We start from the raw sequence: 18,775 nt of genomic DNA, 5'->3' as shown, positions 1-18,775 counted from the left end.
GCGCTGTTGGCGCTCACGGTTTCACTGTCCGCCTGCCGTGAGGATGTTCCGCCGGCTCCGTCCATTGACGGTCCGAGGGAAGAGCAGTCCGTTCCGTACGTGTCCATTGACGGCATGGACAACGCGACCGGCTTCCTGCGGGGCACCATCCAGGGGCAGGGTGACATCAAGGCCGTGGAAGTCCACGTGGACGGCGTGCTGCTCGGCTGGGCCGAGGTGCACGGTGACCAGTGGCGCATCCAATGGCTGCCCGGCGCGAGGATGCACACCATCGAAGTGGTGGCGCATGACGGTTCGGGCACGCCGGCCCGCGTGTCGCTGGCGCTCCAGCCGTTGGACTTCGACACGCCGCACGCGCTCTATCAGTCCCCGTCCCTGCTGACGCTGCCCACGAGCGAGTCCGCGACGACGCGCTACACGCTGGATGGGTCGACGCCGACGGCCGACTCGCCTCGCTACACCTCTCCGCTGGTCCTGATGCGCTCACAGGGCGAGCCCGCGCCCCTGTCACTCATTCCCACGAATCCTCCGGAGACGCCGGTGGACTGGCGGTGGCTGCCGCCCCGCGGGCCGGTGAGCCGCGCCGCCGTGGTGCGGTTCCAGCAGTTCCAGGACGCCACGCCCGTGGGCGCCTCCGGCACGCGGAGCTATCTCATCGACAGCGCTCATGGCCCGTTGCCGGTGATGTCCCTGACGGTGGACGCGGAGCACTTCTTCGGCTTCGAGCACGGCATCTACGTCCCCGGGAGGATTCACGCGGAGGACCCCATGCCGGACTGGATATGGGGCAACGGCAACTATCACCAAGGCGGCAAGGACTGGGAGCGCCCCCTCCACGTGGAGTGGTTCGAGGTGGACGGCCAGCCGGTGATTTCGCAGGGGGCGGGCGTGCGCATCCACGGCTCGGGCAGCGCGGCGCTGCCGCACAAGAGCCTGCGCCTGTACGCGAAGGAGGACTACGGGCCGAAGTCGTTCCGCGCGGCGGTGTTCCCCGACGAGACGCTGGACGAGTACACGCGGCTCATCGTCCGCACGTCGGGCCAGGACCTGCTGTACTCCAAGATTCGCGACTGTGCGCTCCAGGGGCTGCTGCGGGAGACGGCGCTGCACCTGCAGGCCTGCCGCCCCACCGTCCTGTACCTCAACGGCGAGTACTGGGGCCTGCACGAGCTGCGCGAGCGGTATGACGAGTACTACCTCGCGTCGCGCCACGGCATCGACCGCAAGAAGGTGGCCATCCTGGAGCTGAACGGGGTGCTCGACACGGGCGAGGAGGGCGACGAGTCGCACTACCTGGCGCTGCTGGACTTCGTCCGGAACAACGACCTCTCGCTGCCGGAGAACCTGGCCCACGTGGAGTCGATGATGGATGTGGACGACTTCATCGACTATCAAATCGCGGAGATCTTCTTCGCGAACCCCGACTGGCCCCACAACAACGTCAAGTTCTGGCGCTACGTGGAGCCAGATGCCCAGGGGCCCGCCGCGAAGGACGGCCGCTGGCGCTGGCTGCTCTACGATTTGGACGGGGCCTTCCTGGGCGACGCGGATTACGACGCGCTGGCCCGGGTGCTGACGGATGAGACGCTCCCGGAGTGGTCCGTGGTGCTCATCCGCAAGCTGATGACGAACGCGGACTTCAAGAGCCGCTTCGTGTCGCGCTTCCAGTGGCACCTGGACAACACCTTCCGCGAGGAGCGCGTGACGGCGCACCTGGCGTCGCTGACCGACCTGGTCGCCGCGGAGATGCCCGCGCACATCGAGCGTTGGGGCTATCCGGTGTCCATGGAGTCATGGCGCTACTACGTGGACGCGATGCGTGACTACGCCACGCAGCGGCCCACGTCCGTGCGCCAGCACCTGGAAGCGGCGTTCGGTCCTTTCTAGGGCGCCGGCGCGGGCGGGGCGGGGGGGGCGCTGAAGTCCTCCAGCCCCGGCGCGGGCGGGGGCTGGGTGAAGTCCTCCAGCCCGGGCGCGGCGGGGAGGATGGCGTCCTCCACGCCTTCGAGGTTGAGCTTCATGGGCACCTGGAGCGTGGTGCCCAGCCGCAGCAGCAGCACGTCCGGCTCGATGCCCTTCTCCCCAATGGCCTGGGCCACCTCGCGCGCGGACAGGCCGTTGCCCTTGGCCCACAGCGCCTTGAGGAACTCGCCCGCCTGCGACGTGCGCCACCACGCGGGGCCGAAGCGCGCCTTGAGCTGCGCCTGGAGCTGGCCCGCCAGGAACCACGCGCGGAAGCTGTCCGCGGACTGGAAGAAGTCCTCCTGGTCCACGAGGTAGCGCTCGGTGTCCTCGTCCGTCATCGGGATGTCGTCGGTGCGCGACATGACCTCGCGGTACAGCGCCTTCGGGTCCGCTTCGACGCGGCGGTGCAGCTCCAACTGGTAGAGCAGCCGGCCCGCGGCGTGGCGGATGAGGTACAGCTTGTGCGCGCTGGACGCGGCCAGGTACTGCGCGCGCTGCTCGCCGCTGACGCCCGCGTGCTCCTCCAGCCACACCGGGTCCTCGGCCAGGTCCTCGAAGAGGGCGGAGTAGGCCTCGCCCACGGTGGGGTTGCCCAGGCGCGCCAGCTCGAAGCGCGTCTCCGTGGTGAAGGCCGCGTGCAGCGCGTGGCCGAACTCGTGGAGCACGCGCGCCTGGTGCAGCACGCCCGAGCCCGGCTTGAAGGAGATGCGCACGTCGGAGGGCACGCGGACCGCCAGCGCCAGCGGGCGCGGGCTCTTGGCCTTCACGTCCCGCGCGTCGATGGTGACGTTGGGCAGCTCCCCCAGGTCCAGGCCCATGCCCGACAGCGTCCCGTGGGCCTTGAGCAGGGATTCGCCCCTGGGGAAGGCGTCCTCCACCTCGCGCGAGCGGAACAGGCGGGGGATGTCCGCGCGGGTGATGTCCTTGAACGGCATGCCCAGCTCGCGCTGGCTCAGCCGCTCCATCACCACGCGGTAGGGGGCCTGCGTGGCCTGGAGGATTTCCTCCGCCAGCACGCTCAGCCGCCCCAGGTCCGCCTGCCGCAGCTCGCTGCCGAAGGCCTCGTAGGACGCGAAGCCCAGCTCGCGCACCAGCGCGTCCGCGCGCTCCTCGCGGCGGCGCAGCGTCTGGTTGAGCCGCTCAATCGCGGGCGTGGCCGCGGCGTACAGGGCCCGGCGCCGCGCCACCGTGCGCTCGTTGGCGAGCAGCCGCTCCAGGTCCCGGTAGCGCACGTCCTTGCCGTCCACGGGGAAGGTGAGGGACGCCTCCAGGTTGGCGGCCGCGTCGTTGAACTCGGCCAGCGCGTGGGACAGGTACTCGCCGGCGAAGTGCGAGTGCAGCGCGGTGAGGGCGCGCACCTCGCGGGCGTCGTCCGTGAGCTGGCGCAGCCGGTCGATTCTTCGGATGTTCTCGATGGTGAAGAGCGCCTCCTGTCCGGCGTAGGTGGCGGCGACGTCCACGTGGCGGCCCTCCGTCCAGAAGCCCCACACCAGGCGGCTCTGGGCTTCGAGGAGGGTTTCAGCCTTCGAGGACATGGCGCTGACGTCCGCCTCGAGCTGCTGCTGCTCGGAGAGGACCTGCCGGCCATCGGCGGGCGGGCCCTTGGGGCAGGCAGTGAGGCAGCAGGCGAAGGCCAGCAGCAGGGGAATCCTTGGGTGCATGTGGCTCCTCATGTTACTTGCGCGCTGCCCATGCCCAATCTTTCTCAATGGCGGGCCGCCCGGGGACGCCAGTCCCTCTACTCCGCCCTGCGACGTTTCTTCGCCGCCCATGGCTACCTGGAGGTGGAGACGCCGCTGCTCATCCCCACCCCGGGGATGGAGCCGCATATCAACGCGTTCGAGGCCGGCTTCATCCCGGAAACGGACGTGGGCTCCGCGCGGACGCTCTACCTGCACACCAGCCCCGAGTACGCCATGAAGCGGCTGCTCGCGGACGGGGCCGGGCCGTTGTTCCAGCTCTGCAAGGTGTTCCGGAATGGGGAGGTCTCCCCGACCCACAATCCGGAATTCACGATGCTGGAGTTCTACCGGCCCCACGCGGACTACCACGCCATCATGGAGGACCTGGAAGGGGCGCTGGCGGAGGCCGGCCGCGGCGCGACGGAAGGGGAGCCCGGGGCGGACCCGGCCTTCTTCACGCGCACCCCCTATGAGCGCCTGACGGTGCGTGACGCGGTGCTGCGCGCCACCGGGGTGGACCTCCGCCAGCACGCGGACGGCCCGTCGTTGAAGCGGGCGGCGGAGGCGGCCGGGGTGCGCACCGGGGACGCGGAGACGTTCGACGACGTCTTCTTCCACCTCTTCCTCCAGAAGGTGGAGACCGGCCTGGGCCACGAGCGGCCCACCTTCTTGATTGAGTACCCGGCCTCCATGGCGGCGCTGTCCCGGCTGAAGCCCGGTGACACCACGGTGGCGGAGCGGGTGGAGCTGTACGCCAAGGGCCTTGAGCTGGCGAACGGGTTCTCCGAGCTGACGGACCCCGAGGAACAGCGCGCACGATTGACAGAAGAACAGGCGCTCAGGCGCCAGCTGGGCCGGGCCGTGTATCCTCTGGACGAGCGGTTCCTTGACGCGGTAGGGCGAATGCCACCCTCGGCGGGCATCGCCGTCGGGCTCGATAGAATCCTGATGCTGCTGCTCGGGGTCCAGCGCATCTCGGACGTGCTCCTCTTCCCCGCCCACGAGTTCGTTTGATTCGCAAGCTCCTGCAGACGGCCTTTGCTGGAACGGCGGCGGTGGGCATCACCGGTGTGCTGTCTCCCGTGGTGTCGGCGCTGTCGCTGCGGGACGCCAAGGACGCGGACGGCTTGCTGGTGCTGTGGGCGCGCTCGGTGCTGGCGTCCGCGGGCGTGCGGCATGAGGTGGTGGGGCTCGAGAACCTCCCCACTGACACCCACGTCGTCTTCGCGAGCAACCACCAGTCGCACTACGACGCGCTGGTGAACTTCGCCCACATCCGCAAGCACACGCGTTACGTGGCCAAGGCGGAGCTGTTCCGCATCCCCGTCTTCGGGCCGGCGCTCCGGCGCGCGGGCAACATCCCGGTGGAGCGCACCGGCGGCGGGGGAGACAGGGCCCGTCTGTCGGAAGCCGTCACGGCGCTGCGGGAGCGGGTGAGCGTGCTCTTCTTCGCGGAGGGCACGCGCAGCACGGATGGGCGGCTGCGGCCGTTCAAGAAGGGCGCCGCGGCGCTGGCCATCCAGGCGGGCGTTCCGGTGGTGCCCCTGGCCGTGTCGGGAACGCGGCTCATCCTTCCCAAGGGGGGCCGGGCCGTGCGGTGGGGCCAGCGGGTGGCGCTGATGGTGGGCAAGCCCATTTCCACCCAGGGACTGACGATGCAGGACCGCGACGCGCTCACGCGCCAGTTGGAGGACGCGGTCGCAGAACTCTATGCCGAGGCCTGCAAGCGCTCGGGAGACACGCCATGAAGAAGCCAATCCAGACCACCTCCCAGGCGCACCCGTGGCACGGCATCACCCCGGGTGAGGACGCCCCCGAAATCGTCACCGCGTACATCGAAATCGTCCCCACGGACGCGGTGAAGTACGAGCTGGACAAGGAGTCCGGCATCCTCAAGCTGGACCGGCCGCAGCGCTTCAGCAGCCAGTGCCCCACGCTCTACGGCTTCATCCCGCAGACGTACTGCGACGAGCTGGTGGCGAAGCGCTGCGCCGAGCGCACGGGCCTGAAGGACATCAAGGGCGACGGGGACCCCATCGACATCTGCGTGCTGACGGAGAAGGTCATCTCCAGCGGCAACCTGCTGGTGCGCGCGATTCCCATCGGCGGCTTCCGCATGGTCGACGGCGACGAGGCCGACGACAAGATCATCGCGGTGCTGGAGTCCGACCTGGTGTACGGCGAGCTGCAGCACATCGCGCAGCTCCCGCGCGCGCTGCTCGACCGCCTCAAGCACTACTTCCTCACCTACAAGCAGATTCCCGGTGAGGGGAAGCGCAGCGTGGAGATCGCCGAGGTCTACGACCAGCCGGAGGCGCTCGAGGTCATCAAGCGCAGCATGAAGGACTATGCGCGCCTCTATGGCCCGCAGGTCACCACGACGGCGCGCTCCGGCCGCGCGCGTGGCGCGGCGGTGGAGGCGAAGATCGCCAGGCCCGCGAAGCCCAAGGCGAAGGCGGCGCGCAAGTCCCGCGCGTCCTGAGCCGGCTCAGCGGACCTCGACCAGCCGCACGCGCTTGTAGATGCGGCGGTCCAGCGGAAGGCGGGCGTCGATGAAGCCGAGCGCTTCGTCGAACTCGAAGCTGAAGGTGGGGACGGGCGGGCTGATGGAGATGAGCAGCTCGAACTCCCAGACACTGGTGAGCCGCGAGCGGCCGCCCACGGCCTCGTCCGGCGGCGGGGGCAGCTTCTCCGCCATGGCGCGCACGTCCTTGAGGGCCTCCTTGTCGACCTGGGGCTCGTGGCTGGGCTCCAGGAGGTGCACGTCCACGAGGTTCCCCTTCGTGTCCTGGATGACGCGGATGAGGGCACGGCGCGTGGTGCGGAACTCCTGGCGCATCTGCTGGCGCAGCTCGCGGCGGGCATTGAGCGTGGGGTCTCCGGCCGTGCTGAGCGGCCTGCGCCGGTCCTCGCCCGGGCCATTCTTCGCGGCGAACGAGCCCGACGCGCCGTAGTCCGACGCGCGCTCCATCCAGATGCGCGAGTACGCGCGGCCGCGCTCCATGCCCATGTCGAAGTAGCCCTGGAGGCCGTGCTCCTTCACGGCGCGGTCGGCGTCCCACGCCTTCATCAGCGCCTTGCCGAGCTGTCCGTAGTACGGGTGCACCAGCCCGCGCTCCACCCGGCCTCGGCCCACGCTTTCGGACACCAGCTCCTCCACCAGGGCCTGGGCCGACGGCGGCGCCCGCGGGTCCACGACGCCGCCGTCGAGCTCCGCCGCCACGCCGTGGTGCGCTCCTGGAAGCGCGGTGACCTGACGGGCCGCGAGCAACAGCCGCGAGCCCGGGGCGGCGTTGGCGCGGGGAATGTCCGTGGGAGGTGTGCCCGCCAGGGGCGCGTCCGCGAAGCGGGGGCTTGCCGGCGCCGTGTCGGGAACCTCCGCGTCACGTGCAGGCTGCGCGTCCGCCTGGGCGACGGGCGTGTCGTGCGCGAACTGGGGACTCTCGTGGGCAGGCGCTGGGTCGCGCTCCAGCGGCGGAGTGCCGGTGGCCCTGGGCGGCGAGGTGGGTTCCGGAGGAGGCTCCGCGGCCCGCGCGGGTGGTGCCTCCGCCACCTCCACGTCGACCCATTCAAGGGCCGGTGGCACGTCAGGCGGAGGTGGCCGCGTGACGGGCTCCCCCCTGCCCTCCAGGGCCAGCCACAGGAGCCCATGCACGCCCAGGCTCGCGACGAGCGCTGGCAGCAGGCGTCTGGTGGGCTCACGGGGCATGCGCCTCCATTTAACCCCGCTTTCAAGTCATGCCCGGGGAATCCACGAGGGGTGATTAGGAAACGCAACCCTGACGCGTTTACTCTTCACGACATCGGAGGAAGGACCCCAGGATGTCGACCTCGCTGCTCGCGACGGATGGCTACAAGTTCAGCATGGCGGAGGCTGGCTGGCCGCTTCGTCGGGAAACGTTCTACTACTCGCACCGGCGGGGGGGGCTCCAGGTGATGCCGCTCGACGTGGCGGCCTTCGTCCAGTCGCTCATCCCGGAGCCCAGGGCGGAGGACTACGACTACCTGGGCCGGTACGACTATGAGATGGGCGTGGGGTTCAAGGCGGCCATCCTCCGCCGTGAGAAGCTCAGCATCCGCGCCATCCCCAAGGGCGCGCTCTTCTACCCGCGCGAGCCCATCCTCACGCTGACGGGCCCGTCGGCGCTGGTGTCCTGGGTGGAGCCGCTGCTGCTCCAGCTCAACTTCCGCATCCAGGTCGCCACCCTGGCGCTGTCGGACCGGGACGCGCTGGCCCGCGCGCTGGCCACCGTGACGTGCGACGCGCAGAAGGCCATCGCGCTGGAGACGCTCGACGCGGTGGGCGTGAAGGCGGTGCCCATCACCGTGGACGCTGAGGGCTACGCCAAGCGCGTCTTCGCCACCGTCAAGGAGTTGGTGGACATCGTCGAGGACCCGTCCCGCATCTTCGAGGTGGGCCTGCGCGCGGCCACCTGTCTGGAGCAGCACGAGTTGGCGCTGCGAAGCTGCAAGGACGCTGGCGTCACGCGCACCTCCAACGTGGACGGGGCCGCGAAGCTGGGCATGGCCCCAGTGGGCACCATGGGGCACGAGCACATCCAGCGCTATGGCTCGGATGAGGCCGCGTTCCGGGCCATGCGCGAGCGCCGGCCGCAGCGCTCCAGCTACCTGCTGGACACCTTCGACACGCTCACGTCCGGAATCCCCGCGGCCTTCCAGCTCATCCAGGAGGAGCCCGGCAACAACGACTCCATCCGCTTCGACTCCGGCAACAAGAAGCTCCAGTACCTCTACGCGGTGACGCGGGCGCGGGACCTGGGGATTCGCCCCGTCAACATCCTGGAGGACGGACTGGACGCGGAGGCCACGCGGGAGTTCGAGGAGCTGCGGCGGCAGGTGGGCTGGGAGCCGTCGGCCCAGTTCTACGGCTACGGCGGTCACATCGTCGCGCGGACCATGGACTGCCCGCTCACCCGGGACAAGGTCGCCGCCATCTACAAGCTGTCGCGCACGGGCAACACGCCGGTGATGAAGTTCGGCAACGAGCTGGCCGAGGGCAAGAAGAGCATCCCCGGCGAGCCCGTCCTCTTCCGCCGCCGCCATGGCTCGGGGCCCATCGGGCTGGTGGGCCAGGTGGGCGAGCCCGTCCCGGACGGCTACATCCCACTCATGGAGAGCGCGCCGGAGACTCCGTCGCTGGTGGGGGCGCGGGAGCCGGCGGCCGAGGCGCGCGTGGCCTACACCGCCGCGACGCAGGCGCTGGTGGATGCGCTGCACCGCCGCCACTTCCCCCAGCAGCAGCGCTGAGGCCGAGATGCCCTTACCCATTCCCCGCTTCCACGAGGACGCCCGCGTCAGCCAGCTCTTCCTGGAGCGTGGCGCGGAAGTGGCGGAGGAGGCCCTCCGCTACGTGGCGGAGCACCGCCTCCGCCCCGCGCGCGAGGACGCGACGCGCATCGCCGCGTTCGGTATCGACGTGCAGGTGGCCTTCTGCACGCCGGGCGCCAGTCTCTTCGTGCCCGGCGCGGTGGAGGACACCCAGCGCACGCTGCGCTGGCTCTACGCGAACCTGGACCGGGTGACGGAGCTGGTGTTCTCGCTAGACACCCACCGGGCGTTCCACGTGTTCCATCCGTCCTGGTGGCGGGACGCGGAGGGCCGGCCGCCGCCGCCGCTCACGGCCATCACCGCGTCAGACGTGCGCTCCGGCCGGTGGCGGGCCACGCGCTCCCACGAGGAGAGCCTGGCCTACTGCGAGCAACTGGAGGCCAGCGGCCGGTACGTGCTCACCGTCTGGCCCTTCCACGCGATGCTGGGCGGCCTGAGCCACGCGCTGGTGCCGTCCGTCTTCGAGGCGAGCCTCTTCCACGCCCTGGTGCGCGACGTGCCCACGCACTTCGAGCTGAAGGGGGAGCACCCGCTCACGGAGAACTACTCCGTGCTGTCGCCCGAGGTGACGGAGGTGAAGGGGCAGCAGGTCGGGGCCTTCAATACGCGCCTCTTCGAGCACCTGATGTCCTTCGACCGCGTCTACGTGTTCGGCCAGGCCAGCTCCCACTGCGTGCTGAACACGCTGCTGGACCTGCGGCGTCACATTGAACGGACGGACCCGTCGAAGATGGGCCGCATCCACATCCTGGAGGACGCCATGAGTCCGGTGCCGGCGCCCCCCCTGGCGCCGCTGCCCGCCTCGCTGGACTTCCCCCGGCTGGCGAAGGAGGCCCTCCGGGACTTCCAGGCGGCGGGGATGCGGGTGGTCCGGACCTCGGACCCGCTGGAGGGGTAGCCGGGGCGGCATTCCGAGCGAGTGCGCCCACGTACCCCGCGTGTGGTAGAATCTCCCGTTCGTTCCCGGCGAGGCTGGGGACCTCCGCGTCGGTGAAGGGGGAGTCATGGCCGCTCAGTTCAATCCGCCTGCGTTCACGGTGCAGCTCGGCGCGCATGGCGCCGAGGCGCTGAGCGTCTCGGGCATTTCGGGCACCGAGGCGTTGAGCCACCTGTTCGACTTCCGGGTGGACTTCTTCGCGAAGGATGGCGAGCCCATCGCCACCAGCGAGCTGCTGGAGCAGGACGCGCTGCTGACGCTGGCCATCCGCGACAGCGCGCCGCGCTACGTGCATGGCTGGGTGCGCGAGGTGGAGTCGCTGGGAATGAAGACGGGCCGCCGCCGCTACCGGGCGCACGTGGTGCCCCGGCTGTGGCGGCTCACCCAGCACCACCGCAGCCGCATCTTCCAGCAGAAGTCCGTGCCGGACATCCTCAATGCCGTCCTGGGCGAGGCGGGCGTGAAGACGCGGCTGGCCTTGTCCGGCAGCTACGCCCCCCGCGAGTACTGCGTGCAGTACCGGGAGAGCGACTTCGCCTTCCTCAGCCGCCTCATGGAGTGGGAAGGCATCTTCTACTTCTTCGAGCACGCCGAGGACGGGCACACGCTGGTGCTGGGAGACAAGCCCAGCGCGCACGCGCCCCTGCCGCAGGGCCTGCAACTGCCGCTGCGCCCCAGCCTGGGCAAGGAGGTGGTGGAAGGTGAATACCTCTCCGCGCTGGAGGTGGTGCACCGGCTGCGTCCCGGCGCCGTGCACCTGAAGGACTTCGACTTCGAGAAGCCCAGCCTGGACATCTCCGGCAAGGCGCAGGCGCCCGAAGGTGTCACGGAGCTGGAGCTCTACGACTACCCGGCGGGCTACGTGGCGCCGGGCGTGGGCAAGGCGGCGACGAACGTGCGCACGGAGGCTGCCAGCATGGGCGGGCGCACGCTGATGGGACAGGGCGTGGCGCCGCGCCTGACGCCCGGGTACCTGCTGGAGGTGCAGTCGCCGGAGGACGGCACCTTCGCGGGCGAGTACCTGGTGACGGAGGTGGTGCATTCGGGCACGCAGCCGGACGTCAGCGCGGGCAGCGAGGCGATTCAGGGCCTGTACCGCAACCAGTACCAGTTGTTGCCCAAGGCGGTGCCCTTCCGGCCCCGGCGCCTGACGCCCCTGCCGCAGCTGGCGGGCCCGCAGACGGCCACGGTGGTGGGCCCCGCGGGCGAGGAGATTCACACCGACGAGCACGGGCGCATCAAGGTGCAGTTCCACTGGGACCGCGAGGGCAAGCGGGACGAGAAGTCCTCGTGCTGGGTGCGGGTGGGCCAGCCGTGGGGCGGGCCGGCCTGGGGTGACGTGTGGCTGCCGCGCATTGGCCAGGAGGTGGTGGTGCGCTTCCTGGAAGGCGACCCGGACCGGCCGCTGGTGGCGGGGGCCGTCTACAACGGGACCAACACGGTGCCGTATGGCCTGCCTGGGGAGAAGACGAAGTCCACGCGCAAGAGCGCGTCCAGCCTGGGCAGCGACGGCTTCAACGAGGTCCGAGTCGAGGACGCGGCGGGCCAGGAGGAGGTCTTCACCCACGCGCAGAAGGACGAGGACCTGCTCACGGAGAACGACAAGGACCAGCAGGTGACGGGCTTCGAGGACCTGCTGGTGAAGAAGGACCGTGAGCGCACGGTGGAGGGCAACCAGGAGCTGCGCGTGGGGTTGGACGACGTGGGCGTCGTGGAGCAGAACCAGACGTTGCTGGTGCAGGGCAACCGCGCCACCCGGACGACGCTGTCCCACGACGAGGAGGTGGAGGGGAACCAGACGATGACGGTGGGGGGCAACCTCACCGCGCTGGTGCTCCAGGGCGCCATGGAGAACGTGGGCGCCGCGAAGGCCACCACCATTGGCGGCGTCTACAGCGTCAACGTGGCGCTGGCCTACAACGAGGCCACCGGCGGCGCGCGCGGTCTGGAGGTCGCCGCCGCGCACACCGAGCACGTGCTGGGCTCGCGGCAGGAGACGGTCGCCAAGGACAAGACGGTGGACGTCGGCCAGGACTGGGACTTGCGCACCAAGGGCCAGCTCACGCTGACCATCGGCAAGGACTGGGAAGAGGACATCGGGAAGACCACCGGCATCTACGTCACCGAGGCCATGGCGGGCCTGGCCAAGAAGTTCGAGCTGAAGGCGGACACCTTCTCGCTGCTCGTCGGTGACAACCTCATCTTGAAGATGGAGAAGTCCGGCAAGGTGACCTTCGCCCTCAAGACGCTCACCGTCGACGGCAAGGAAGTGAAGATCAAGGGTGGCAAGGTGAAGATGGAGGCGGCCGGTTCGCTCAAGAGCGACTCGCGTGAGGCGAAGGAGCTGGAGCACCTCAAGGACCCGGACCCCGTCAACGTCGAGTTCAACCTCAAGGGCGTGGACGGCAAGCCCATCAAGGATCAGCCCTTCGAGCTGCACATGCCCGACGGAAGCATCAAGAAGGGCCGCGTGGACGGGAGCGGGAAGGGCGTGGTGGAGAAGGTGCCGCCCGGCGACTACCGCATCGTCTTCCCAGAGATGTCAGGCCGCATCAACAAGGGTTCCTGAGCCGTACCTGCCCGCGCGGGCACACGCGCCATTTCGGATAGGCCAGCGATGGAAACGTACGTCGTCAAGGACGGGGACTCCCCCGACTCAATCGCGCAGAAGTACGGGTTCAAGGACTGGAAGCTCATCTACGAGCATCCGGACAACGGGGGCCTGCGCGCCACGCGCGGCGCCAATGAGGTGAAGGCGGAGGACCGGGTCATCATCCCGGACATGCCGGAGAACCAGGTGTCCGCCGGCGGGCCGCAGAACCTCATCGCCACGTCGGGGACGCCGCTCACGCTGCCGCCCGTCCACTTCGACGCGCACATGCACATCATGAGCGGCAACTGCACGCCCATGCCCGCGCTGGTGCAGATGATGAAGGACAAGGGCCTGGGCTTCCTCATCGGCACGGGCACCAGCCGCACCAAGATCAACCGCCTGGGCTTCTGGGCGGCGAAAATCCCGTTCGCGCCCGACATCGGGGATGTGTCCCACCGCGACACGCACCGCATTGGCGAAGAGGCCGTGCGCTCCAATGACAGCCTCGCCCAGGACCGGACGGGCTACGCCGCGGATGGCATGGGCAACGTGGAGGAGTACACCATCCCCGCGCCCCTGCGGGCCTATGCGTCCACGCAGGGCCACGCGGAGGCCAGCGCTTCCTACATGGGCATGTCCATCGTCCTCACCATGGACATGGACTACTGCCACCTGGCTGGCTACCAGGGCGACCCCATCTACAGCGAGGAGGAGACGGAGTCCGGGCCCGGCATCACCTACCGCTGGCGCACGAAGTCCGACGACCTGGGTGAGAAGATTGTCGCGAAGTCCGACGAGGCGGACCTCCACGAGACGTGGAGCCGGCAGCTCCGGCACACCGAGCAGGTGACGGCGGAGCACCCCTTCCGGCTGCTGCCGATGTATCACTTCGAGCCGCGCCGCTTCATCAAGAACGGCGACAAGGCCGCGCCCTTCAAGAAGGTGGTGACGGCCTCCCAGGCCGCGCCCTACATCGGCTTCAAGATGTACAGCCCGCAGGGCTACATGCCGAAGGAGCGCCACGCGCCGGCGAAGGACATCCTGAGCTGGTTCTTCTCGGAGTGCGCGTCGAAGGACATCCCGCTGATGACCCACTGCACGCCGTCGGGCTTCTACACGCACGAGCGGCGCTTCTACCTGGACCATGAGCCGGACGAGGCCATCCGGAAGGACCCGAAGTACTGGCCCTCGCAGGAGGCCATCGCCGCCGCGGACGCGAACATCACCAAGGCGCGCGACTACGTGACGGAGCTGGAGGCGAGCTGGAGGAGCCACATCCCGCTGGTGCTCCGCCGCGCGCGCAACGGCGTGGAGGACGCCATCGAGGCCAAGGAGAAGCTGCTGAATCCGGGCCGGATGCGCTACTTCTACGAGAACTACGTGCACCCGGAGGCGTGGCGCCCGGTGCTCAATGACAACCCGAAGCTGCGCTTGTGTCTGGCGCACTTCGCCAGCGACGGCACCTTCTGGGACTTCCGCAAGGGGCTCACCGTCAAGCAGGACAGCCAGAAGGTCCAATACGACAAGAGCTGGATTGGCTCCATCGTCGAGCTGTGCGACGAGTTCCCCAACTTCTACACGGACATCTCCTATCTGGACTTGATGGAGAAGCAGAAGTGGAAGCTGCTCGCGGAAATCCTCAAGTCCAGTCCGTGGATGCTGAAGAAGGTCATGTTCGGCACCGACTGGTACATGATTACCGCCGAGCCCGTGGAGTACGCGGCCTGGTACAGCCGGACGATTCGCGGGCTGGAGTTCATCCAGAAGGAGCTGCCGACGCAGGTGAACCTCTTCACCCAGTTCGCCATCGTCAATCCCATGCGCTACTACCGCATGATGGAGGTCGCCCCGAAGATGAAGGAGGGCCTCAAGGCGCTCCAGGAGAAGCTCAAGGTGACGGGCGCTCCGGTGGACAAGCTCGAGGACAACTTCACGACGCTGATGCGCCTGCAGCACCCGCTGGAGCAGATTGACAAGGCGGGCGGGCTGGCCAGCGGCCCCATGCTGTTCTCCGCGACCACGAAGGCGAAGTAGGAGCGCCCGCCCATGGAGCCCAACAAGGACCCCTTCCTGCTGACGCCCGGGCTGCCCGCGCCCGCGGCGCCCGTGCGTCAGGCCTCGCCGTTCCCCTGGAACGAGGTGGCGCTCGTGTTTCCGGCGCCCGTGCCGGATTCGGTGGCGGTGCTCACGCTGAATGACAAGCTCTGGCGGCTGGAGCTGTCCGGCCCCGAGGTGCGCCGCGTCGAGGTGGACGACGAGTACCTGGAGCAGGTGTCCGGGGGCGAGCTGCACGCGATGCTGCCGCCGTCACCCACGCACCTGGCGTACCTCCAGACGCGGCGGCTGGTGCTGTACGACCTCAAGTGGCAGTTGGCCAAGACGTGGTCCATGGCCGGGCGCCTGGAAGAGGTGGCCAGCCGCGGCGCCTGGGTCTCCCACACACCGCAGGTGGTGGCGGTGGAGCTGGAGGACACCACGCACTACGTCACCGAGGACCGCATCGACTTCCGGCTGCGCACCTGGCGGCTGGACGGCGACAAGCGCGTGCAGCAGGGCTCGCTGGAGCTGGGCTCCGTCGTCGGCGCGGTGAAGTGGGACGCGGGCGCGGGGCTGGTGGCGGTGCAGAAGCCCGGCGCGCCGCTGGAGCTCTACGGGCCGGATTTGGCCAAACCCCAGCCGGAGCACCCGCTGGCGCTCGCGCTGCGCAAGCTGGCGGTGGATGGCCTCACGGTGCAGTCGCTGCGTCTGCATCCCTCGTTGCCGGTGGCGCTCGTGGCCCTGGGCCGTGACGTGGCGCCGAAGCGGGAGGAGGGCAAGGAGAAGCCCGAGGACCCCGGCATCTGGCGCGTGTCGTGGGAAGGCGCGCCCGCGGTGACGGTGCGGCTGGCGCGTTATGCGTCGGGCGAATCGGTGACGCTGGGCTCGCTGTCACCCGAGGGCGACTGGCTCTACTACCGCGTGCTGAACAGCGCGGGCCGCGACCCGCACCTGTACGTGCAGCAGGTGGGCGCGGCCTTCAAGCCGCCCCTGGCGCTGGGCGCCGTCCCGGAGAAGGGCGCGGCGCTGCTGTGGACGGGCGGGGCGCCGTCGCTCGTCATGTATGACGGGACGAAGGACGCGCTGGTGCACTGGAAGCTGGCGGGCGCGGCACCGGCGAAGCCCGGCTCGAAGTGACGGCCCAGCTCAGCGTCCCTTGAGGCGCTGGGCGGCCCACCGTGCGGCGGCCTCGCACAGCACCTTCGAGGCCGCTTCGCCCGGCTGGGCGTGGGCGCTCAGCTCCACCACCTCGTGGAAGAGGTCCAGCGCCAGGCCCTCATCCCGCCGCACCTGTCCGGCGAAGAGCACCACCGGCGTGCCTTGCTCGCGGGCCATCCGCGCGAGGCCGCCCGGGCCCTTGCCCAGCGCCGTCTGACGGTCGAAGCGGCCCTCGCCGGTGAGCACCACGTCCGCCATCAACACGCGCCGCTCCAGGCCCAGCGCGCGTGACACCAACTCGTAGCCGGGCACCAGTCGCGCGCCCGCGAGCGCCTGCAGGCCAAAGCCGAAGCCGCCCGCCGCGCCCGCGCCGGGCCAGCCCGCGGACGTCTCCCCCAGCACCGAGGCAGCGTGTGCCAGTGCCGTCTCCAGGGCTTCCACGCCGGCCGCGTCCGCGCCCTTCTGCGGACCGAAGAGTCGCGCGGCTCCGACTGGCCCCAACAGGGGAGACGTGACGTCCGTGGCACCCAGCAGCTCCACGGCGCCCAGGCGGGGATGACGGCCACTCGCGTCCACGCGGGCGAGCTGGGCCAGCGCCGCGCCTCCCGGGGCAAGCGGCTGTCCCCGCGCGTCCAGGAAGCGGAAGCCCAGGGCGTTGAGGGCCCCCGTGCCCGCGTCCGTGGTGGCGCTGCCGCCCAGGCAGACGATGAGGCGCTCGCAGCCCGACTCCAGCGCCGCGTGCATCAGCTCGCCCGTGCCGTAGGTGGACGCCTTCAGGGCGTCGCGAGCCTCGGGCGCCAGCAGCGACAGGCCGGACGCGGCGGCCATCTCCACCACCGCGGTGCGTCCGTCCTCCACCAGGGCCCAGTGCGCTTCCACGGGCGCGCCCAGCGGCCCACGCACCACCTGTTGACGACGCTCGCCACGCAGGCCCGCCAGCAGCGCCTCCACGGTGCCCGGCCCGCCATCCGCGAGCGGCGCCACGTCCAGCACCACTTCCGGCGAGGACTCGCGGAGGCCGCGAGCCATGGCTTCGGCCGCCTCCGCGGCGGACAGCGTTCCCTTGAATTCTTGCGGTGCGACGAGCCAGCGAGGAGCAATCACGATGAAAGGTTCGGCGCTTTCCGAGGTGTCCAGGGAACTCCAGAAGGCCAGGGGACCCGTACCGCGTCCTTCACCTGCGAGAGCCCCCACCCCTGGCATACCACTCCCCGCGCCATTCCCACTCCTGGGGTCATGCGTGTTTCAACACTTCTATGTATCAACGGGGCGTTCGCGCCTTGAATTCCTGCCTAGGCTTGAATTGAAAAGATGCAATTCAAGCTTTCGTGGTCGCACGCCAGGCCTCCGCATGCCAGTCCAACAGGGGGCGCGGAGCCTTCAGCGAAGGGGCCACGCGCTGGGACACACGCTCCAGCCGCTCCAGCAGGGTGGCCACCGTCTCCGCCGGTTGGCGTGAGGGGCCTTGGATGCGCTGGCAGAAGAAGGTCCGGCAGCCGAAGGGCCGGTCCGCGTACACCGAGCAGCGCAGGCCCGTGGCGTCCAGGTAGGGGCAGCCGCCGTCCGCGCGGGGCGGGGGCAGCGGGCGGCCTCGGGACAGCAGCTCCCATTCGGGCTGCCACAGCCAGGGCTGGCGCTTCGTGACGGCCAACTGGCAGCACTCGCCGCTGGCCGGGCAGGAGTAGGGGGCGTAGGCCGCGTCCGCCTGGCGGTAGACGGCGCGCACTTCCTTCAGCGCGCGCTCCCGTTCGCGGGTGCCCCCCAGGGGCGCGTCGTCCTCCTCGTCGTCCCAGTCCCGCGTCCGCATGGGCGTGGCCTCAAAGCACCCGGAGCACGAAGCACTTCAGGTAGCGCGTCTCGCGCAGGTTGAGCAGCACGGGGTGGTCCCGGCTGGCGCCGCGGCGCTCGATGATTTGCACGCGGCGGCGGGCGTCCGCGGCGGCGGAGGCGAGCATGTCCTCGAAGGCCTGTTCGTCCACGTGGTACGTGCAGCTGGCGGTGATGAGGATGCCGCCGGGCCGCAACAGCTGGATGGCGCGGAGGTTGATTTCCTTGTACCCGCGCACCGCGGCGGGGATGGCGTCCTTGTTCTTCGCGAAGGAGGGCGGGTCCAGGACGATGGTGTCGAAGTGCTTGCCGTCGTCCACCGCGTCGCGGAGGTAGTCGAAGGCGTTGGCCACCACCACGTCCAGGTTGCTCAGCTTGTTGGCCGCCGCGTTCTCCCGCAGCTGCGCCGAGGCCGCCTCGGAGATTTCAATCGCCGTGACGTGCCGGGCCCGCGTGGCGAGCTGGAGCGCGAAGCCGCCGACGTAGGAGAAGCAGTCCAGCGCCTCGCCGTGGGCGTAGTGCGCGGCCATGACGTGATTCTCGCGCTGGTCCAGGAAGGCGCCCGTCTTCTGGCCCTCCAGCAGGTCCGCGCGCATCTTCACCAGGCCCTCGTCGAAGGACACCGGGCCGGGGTGTTCGCCGCGCAGCACGCCCTTCTCCGGGGTGAGGCCCTCCAGGTTGCGCACGCCGACGTCGGAGCGGTTGATGATGCCGCGCGGGTTGAACTGCGCCTGGAGCAGGTCGGCGATGAGCGCCTTGCGCTGCTCCATGGCGGGGACCAGGAACTGCGCGCTGAGGTAGTCGCCGTAGCGGTCCACCACGAGCCCGGGCAGGCCGTCCGCCTCGCCATGCACCAGCCGGTACGTCCGCTCCCCCGGGAGTGCCAGCTGGCGCAGCCGGTCCGCGGCCAGGAGCCGCTCACGGAAGAAGTCCGCGTCCACCGCGACGTCGTCGAAGGAGAGCCAGCGCAGGGAAATCTTCGAGTGCTTCGAATAGAAGGCCTTGCCCAGGAACCACCCCCGGGTGTCCGTCACGCGCACCACCTCGCCGCCGGGCAGCCCGGGGTCTCCATTGAGGTCCGCGCGGTAGATCCACGGGTGGCCGGCCTGCCAGCGCTCCACGCCGCGGCGCAGCAGCGACACCTGGGGGAGGCCGTCCGGGCCCAGCTCGGGCGAGCTGCGGTCCGGGGCGGGCTTCTCCGGGCGGGCGTGGGGACGGCCCCGGCCC

Annotated in this window: 14 protein-coding genes; 9 read left to right on the top strand and 5 right to left on the bottom strand. The window is 69.9% G+C overall.

All coding sequences use genetic code 11. The features are described 5' to 3' along the window. Positions 1 to 114 precede the first annotated feature (114 nt). Positions 115 to 1,887 carry a CotH kinase family protein gene (locus HV826_RS28480; protein WP_255217461.1) on the top strand — a complete coding sequence of 591 codons (1,773 nt, stop codon included), beginning with the start codon at positions 115 to 117 and terminating at the stop codon, positions 1,885 to 1,887. Here HV826_RS28480 and HV826_RS28475 read toward each other — a convergent pair. After that, complete coding sequence (locus HV826_RS28475) at positions 1,884 to 3,626, bottom strand: chromosome segregation protein SMC (protein ID WP_176420116.1); 1,743 nt, start codon at positions 3,624 to 3,626, stop codon at positions 1,884 to 1,886. The genes HV826_RS28480 and HV826_RS28475 overlap by 4 nt on opposite strands. Positions 3,627 to 3,656: 30 nt before the next feature. Here HV826_RS28475 and epmA point away from each other — a divergent pair, with 30 nt between their 5' ends. Genes epmA through HV826_RS28460 form a run of 3 tightly spaced genes read left to right on the top strand, consistent with a single transcriptional unit; the run spans position 3,657 to position 6,129 of the window. Then, complete coding sequence (epmA, locus tag HV826_RS28470; protein ID WP_176420115.1) at positions 3,657 to 4,661, top strand: EF-P lysine aminoacylase EpmA; 1,005 nt, start codon at positions 3,657 to 3,659, stop codon at positions 4,659 to 4,661. Beyond that, entirely contained in the window at positions 4,658 to 5,395 is a 738-nt protein-coding gene (locus tag HV826_RS28465) for a 1-acyl-sn-glycerol-3-phosphate acyltransferase (RefSeq protein ID WP_176420114.1), read from the top strand. The genes epmA and HV826_RS28465 overlap by 4 nt, the downstream gene beginning before the upstream one ends. Beyond that, positions 5,392 to 6,129: an inorganic pyrophosphatase gene (locus tag HV826_RS28460; RefSeq protein ID WP_176420113.1), complete on the top strand. Its 738-nt coding sequence runs from the start codon at positions 5,392 to 5,394 to the stop codon at positions 6,127 to 6,129. Before HV826_RS28465 ends, HV826_RS28460 begins: the two co-directional genes overlap by 4 nt. 6 nt (positions 6,130 to 6,135) lie before the next feature. On the opposite strand, the gene HV826_RS28455 is transcribed toward HV826_RS28460, so the two are convergent. Then, positions 6,136 to 7,356 (bottom strand): energy transducer TonB, encoded by a 1,221-nt coding sequence (locus HV826_RS28455; protein ID WP_176420112.1) that lies wholly within the window; start codon positions 7,354 to 7,356, stop codon positions 6,136 to 6,138. Between the two features lie 113 nt (positions 7,357 to 7,469). Here HV826_RS28455 and HV826_RS28450 point away from each other — a divergent pair, with 113 nt between their 5' ends. From HV826_RS28450 to HV826_RS28430, 5 genes are all read left to right on the top strand, one after another. After that, a complete protein-coding gene (locus tag HV826_RS28450; protein WP_176420111.1) occupies positions 7,470 to 8,915 on the top strand; it encodes a nicotinate phosphoribosyltransferase in 1,446 nt (481 codons plus the stop codon). Positions 8,916 to 8,922: 7 nt separating this feature from the next. Then, entirely contained in the window at positions 8,923 to 9,894 is a 972-nt protein-coding gene (locus tag HV826_RS28445) for a nicotinamidase (RefSeq protein ID WP_176420110.1), read from the top strand. A gap of 106 nt (positions 9,895 to 10,000) precedes the next feature. Further along, the gene (gene tssI, locus HV826_RS28440) at positions 10,001 to 12,502 is read left to right on the top strand and encodes a type VI secretion system tip protein VgrG (RefSeq protein ID WP_176420109.1); all 2,502 of its coding nucleotides are present in this window, start codon (positions 10,001 to 10,003) and stop codon (positions 12,500 to 12,502) included. Between the two features lie 48 nt (positions 12,503 to 12,550). Beyond that, positions 12,551 to 14,560 carry a hypothetical protein gene (locus HV826_RS28435; RefSeq protein WP_176420108.1) on the top strand — a complete coding sequence of 670 codons (2,010 nt, stop codon included), beginning with the start codon at positions 12,551 to 12,553 and terminating at the stop codon, positions 14,558 to 14,560. A 12-nt stretch (positions 14,561 to 14,572) separates the two neighbouring features. Further along, the gene (locus tag HV826_RS28430) at positions 14,573 to 15,700 is read left to right on the top strand and encodes a hypothetical protein (RefSeq protein ID WP_176420107.1); all 1,128 of its coding nucleotides are present in this window, start codon (positions 14,573 to 14,575) and stop codon (positions 15,698 to 15,700) included. 9 nt (positions 15,701 to 15,709) lie between these two features. Here HV826_RS28430 and HV826_RS28425 read toward each other — a convergent pair whose 3' ends face one another. The 3 genes from HV826_RS28425 to HV826_RS28415 form a co-directional block, all read right to left on the bottom strand. Further along, the gene (locus HV826_RS28425) at positions 15,710 to 16,825 is read right to left on the bottom strand and encodes a glycerate kinase (protein ID WP_176420106.1); all 1,116 of its coding nucleotides are present in this window, start codon (positions 16,823 to 16,825) and stop codon (positions 15,710 to 15,712) included. Positions 16,826 to 17,039: 214 nt separating this feature from the next. After that, positions 17,040 to 17,528: a YkgJ family cysteine cluster protein gene (locus HV826_RS28420; protein WP_176420105.1), complete on the bottom strand. Its 489-nt coding sequence runs from the start codon at positions 17,526 to 17,528 to the stop codon at positions 17,040 to 17,042. Between the two features lie 10 nt (positions 17,529 to 17,538). Beyond that, positions 17,539 to 18,775: class I SAM-dependent rRNA methyltransferase (locus HV826_RS28415; protein WP_255217459.1), on the bottom strand; the 1,237-nt coding region annotated here is incomplete at its 5' end.

It is taken from the genome of Myxococcus sp. AM010 (assembly GCF_013372585.1).
In the GTDB taxonomy this organism is placed as follows: Bacteria; Myxococcota; Myxococcia; order Myxococcales; family Myxococcaceae; genus Myxococcus; species Myxococcus vastator.
This window is presented reverse-complemented; position numbering and strand designations above follow the sequence as displayed.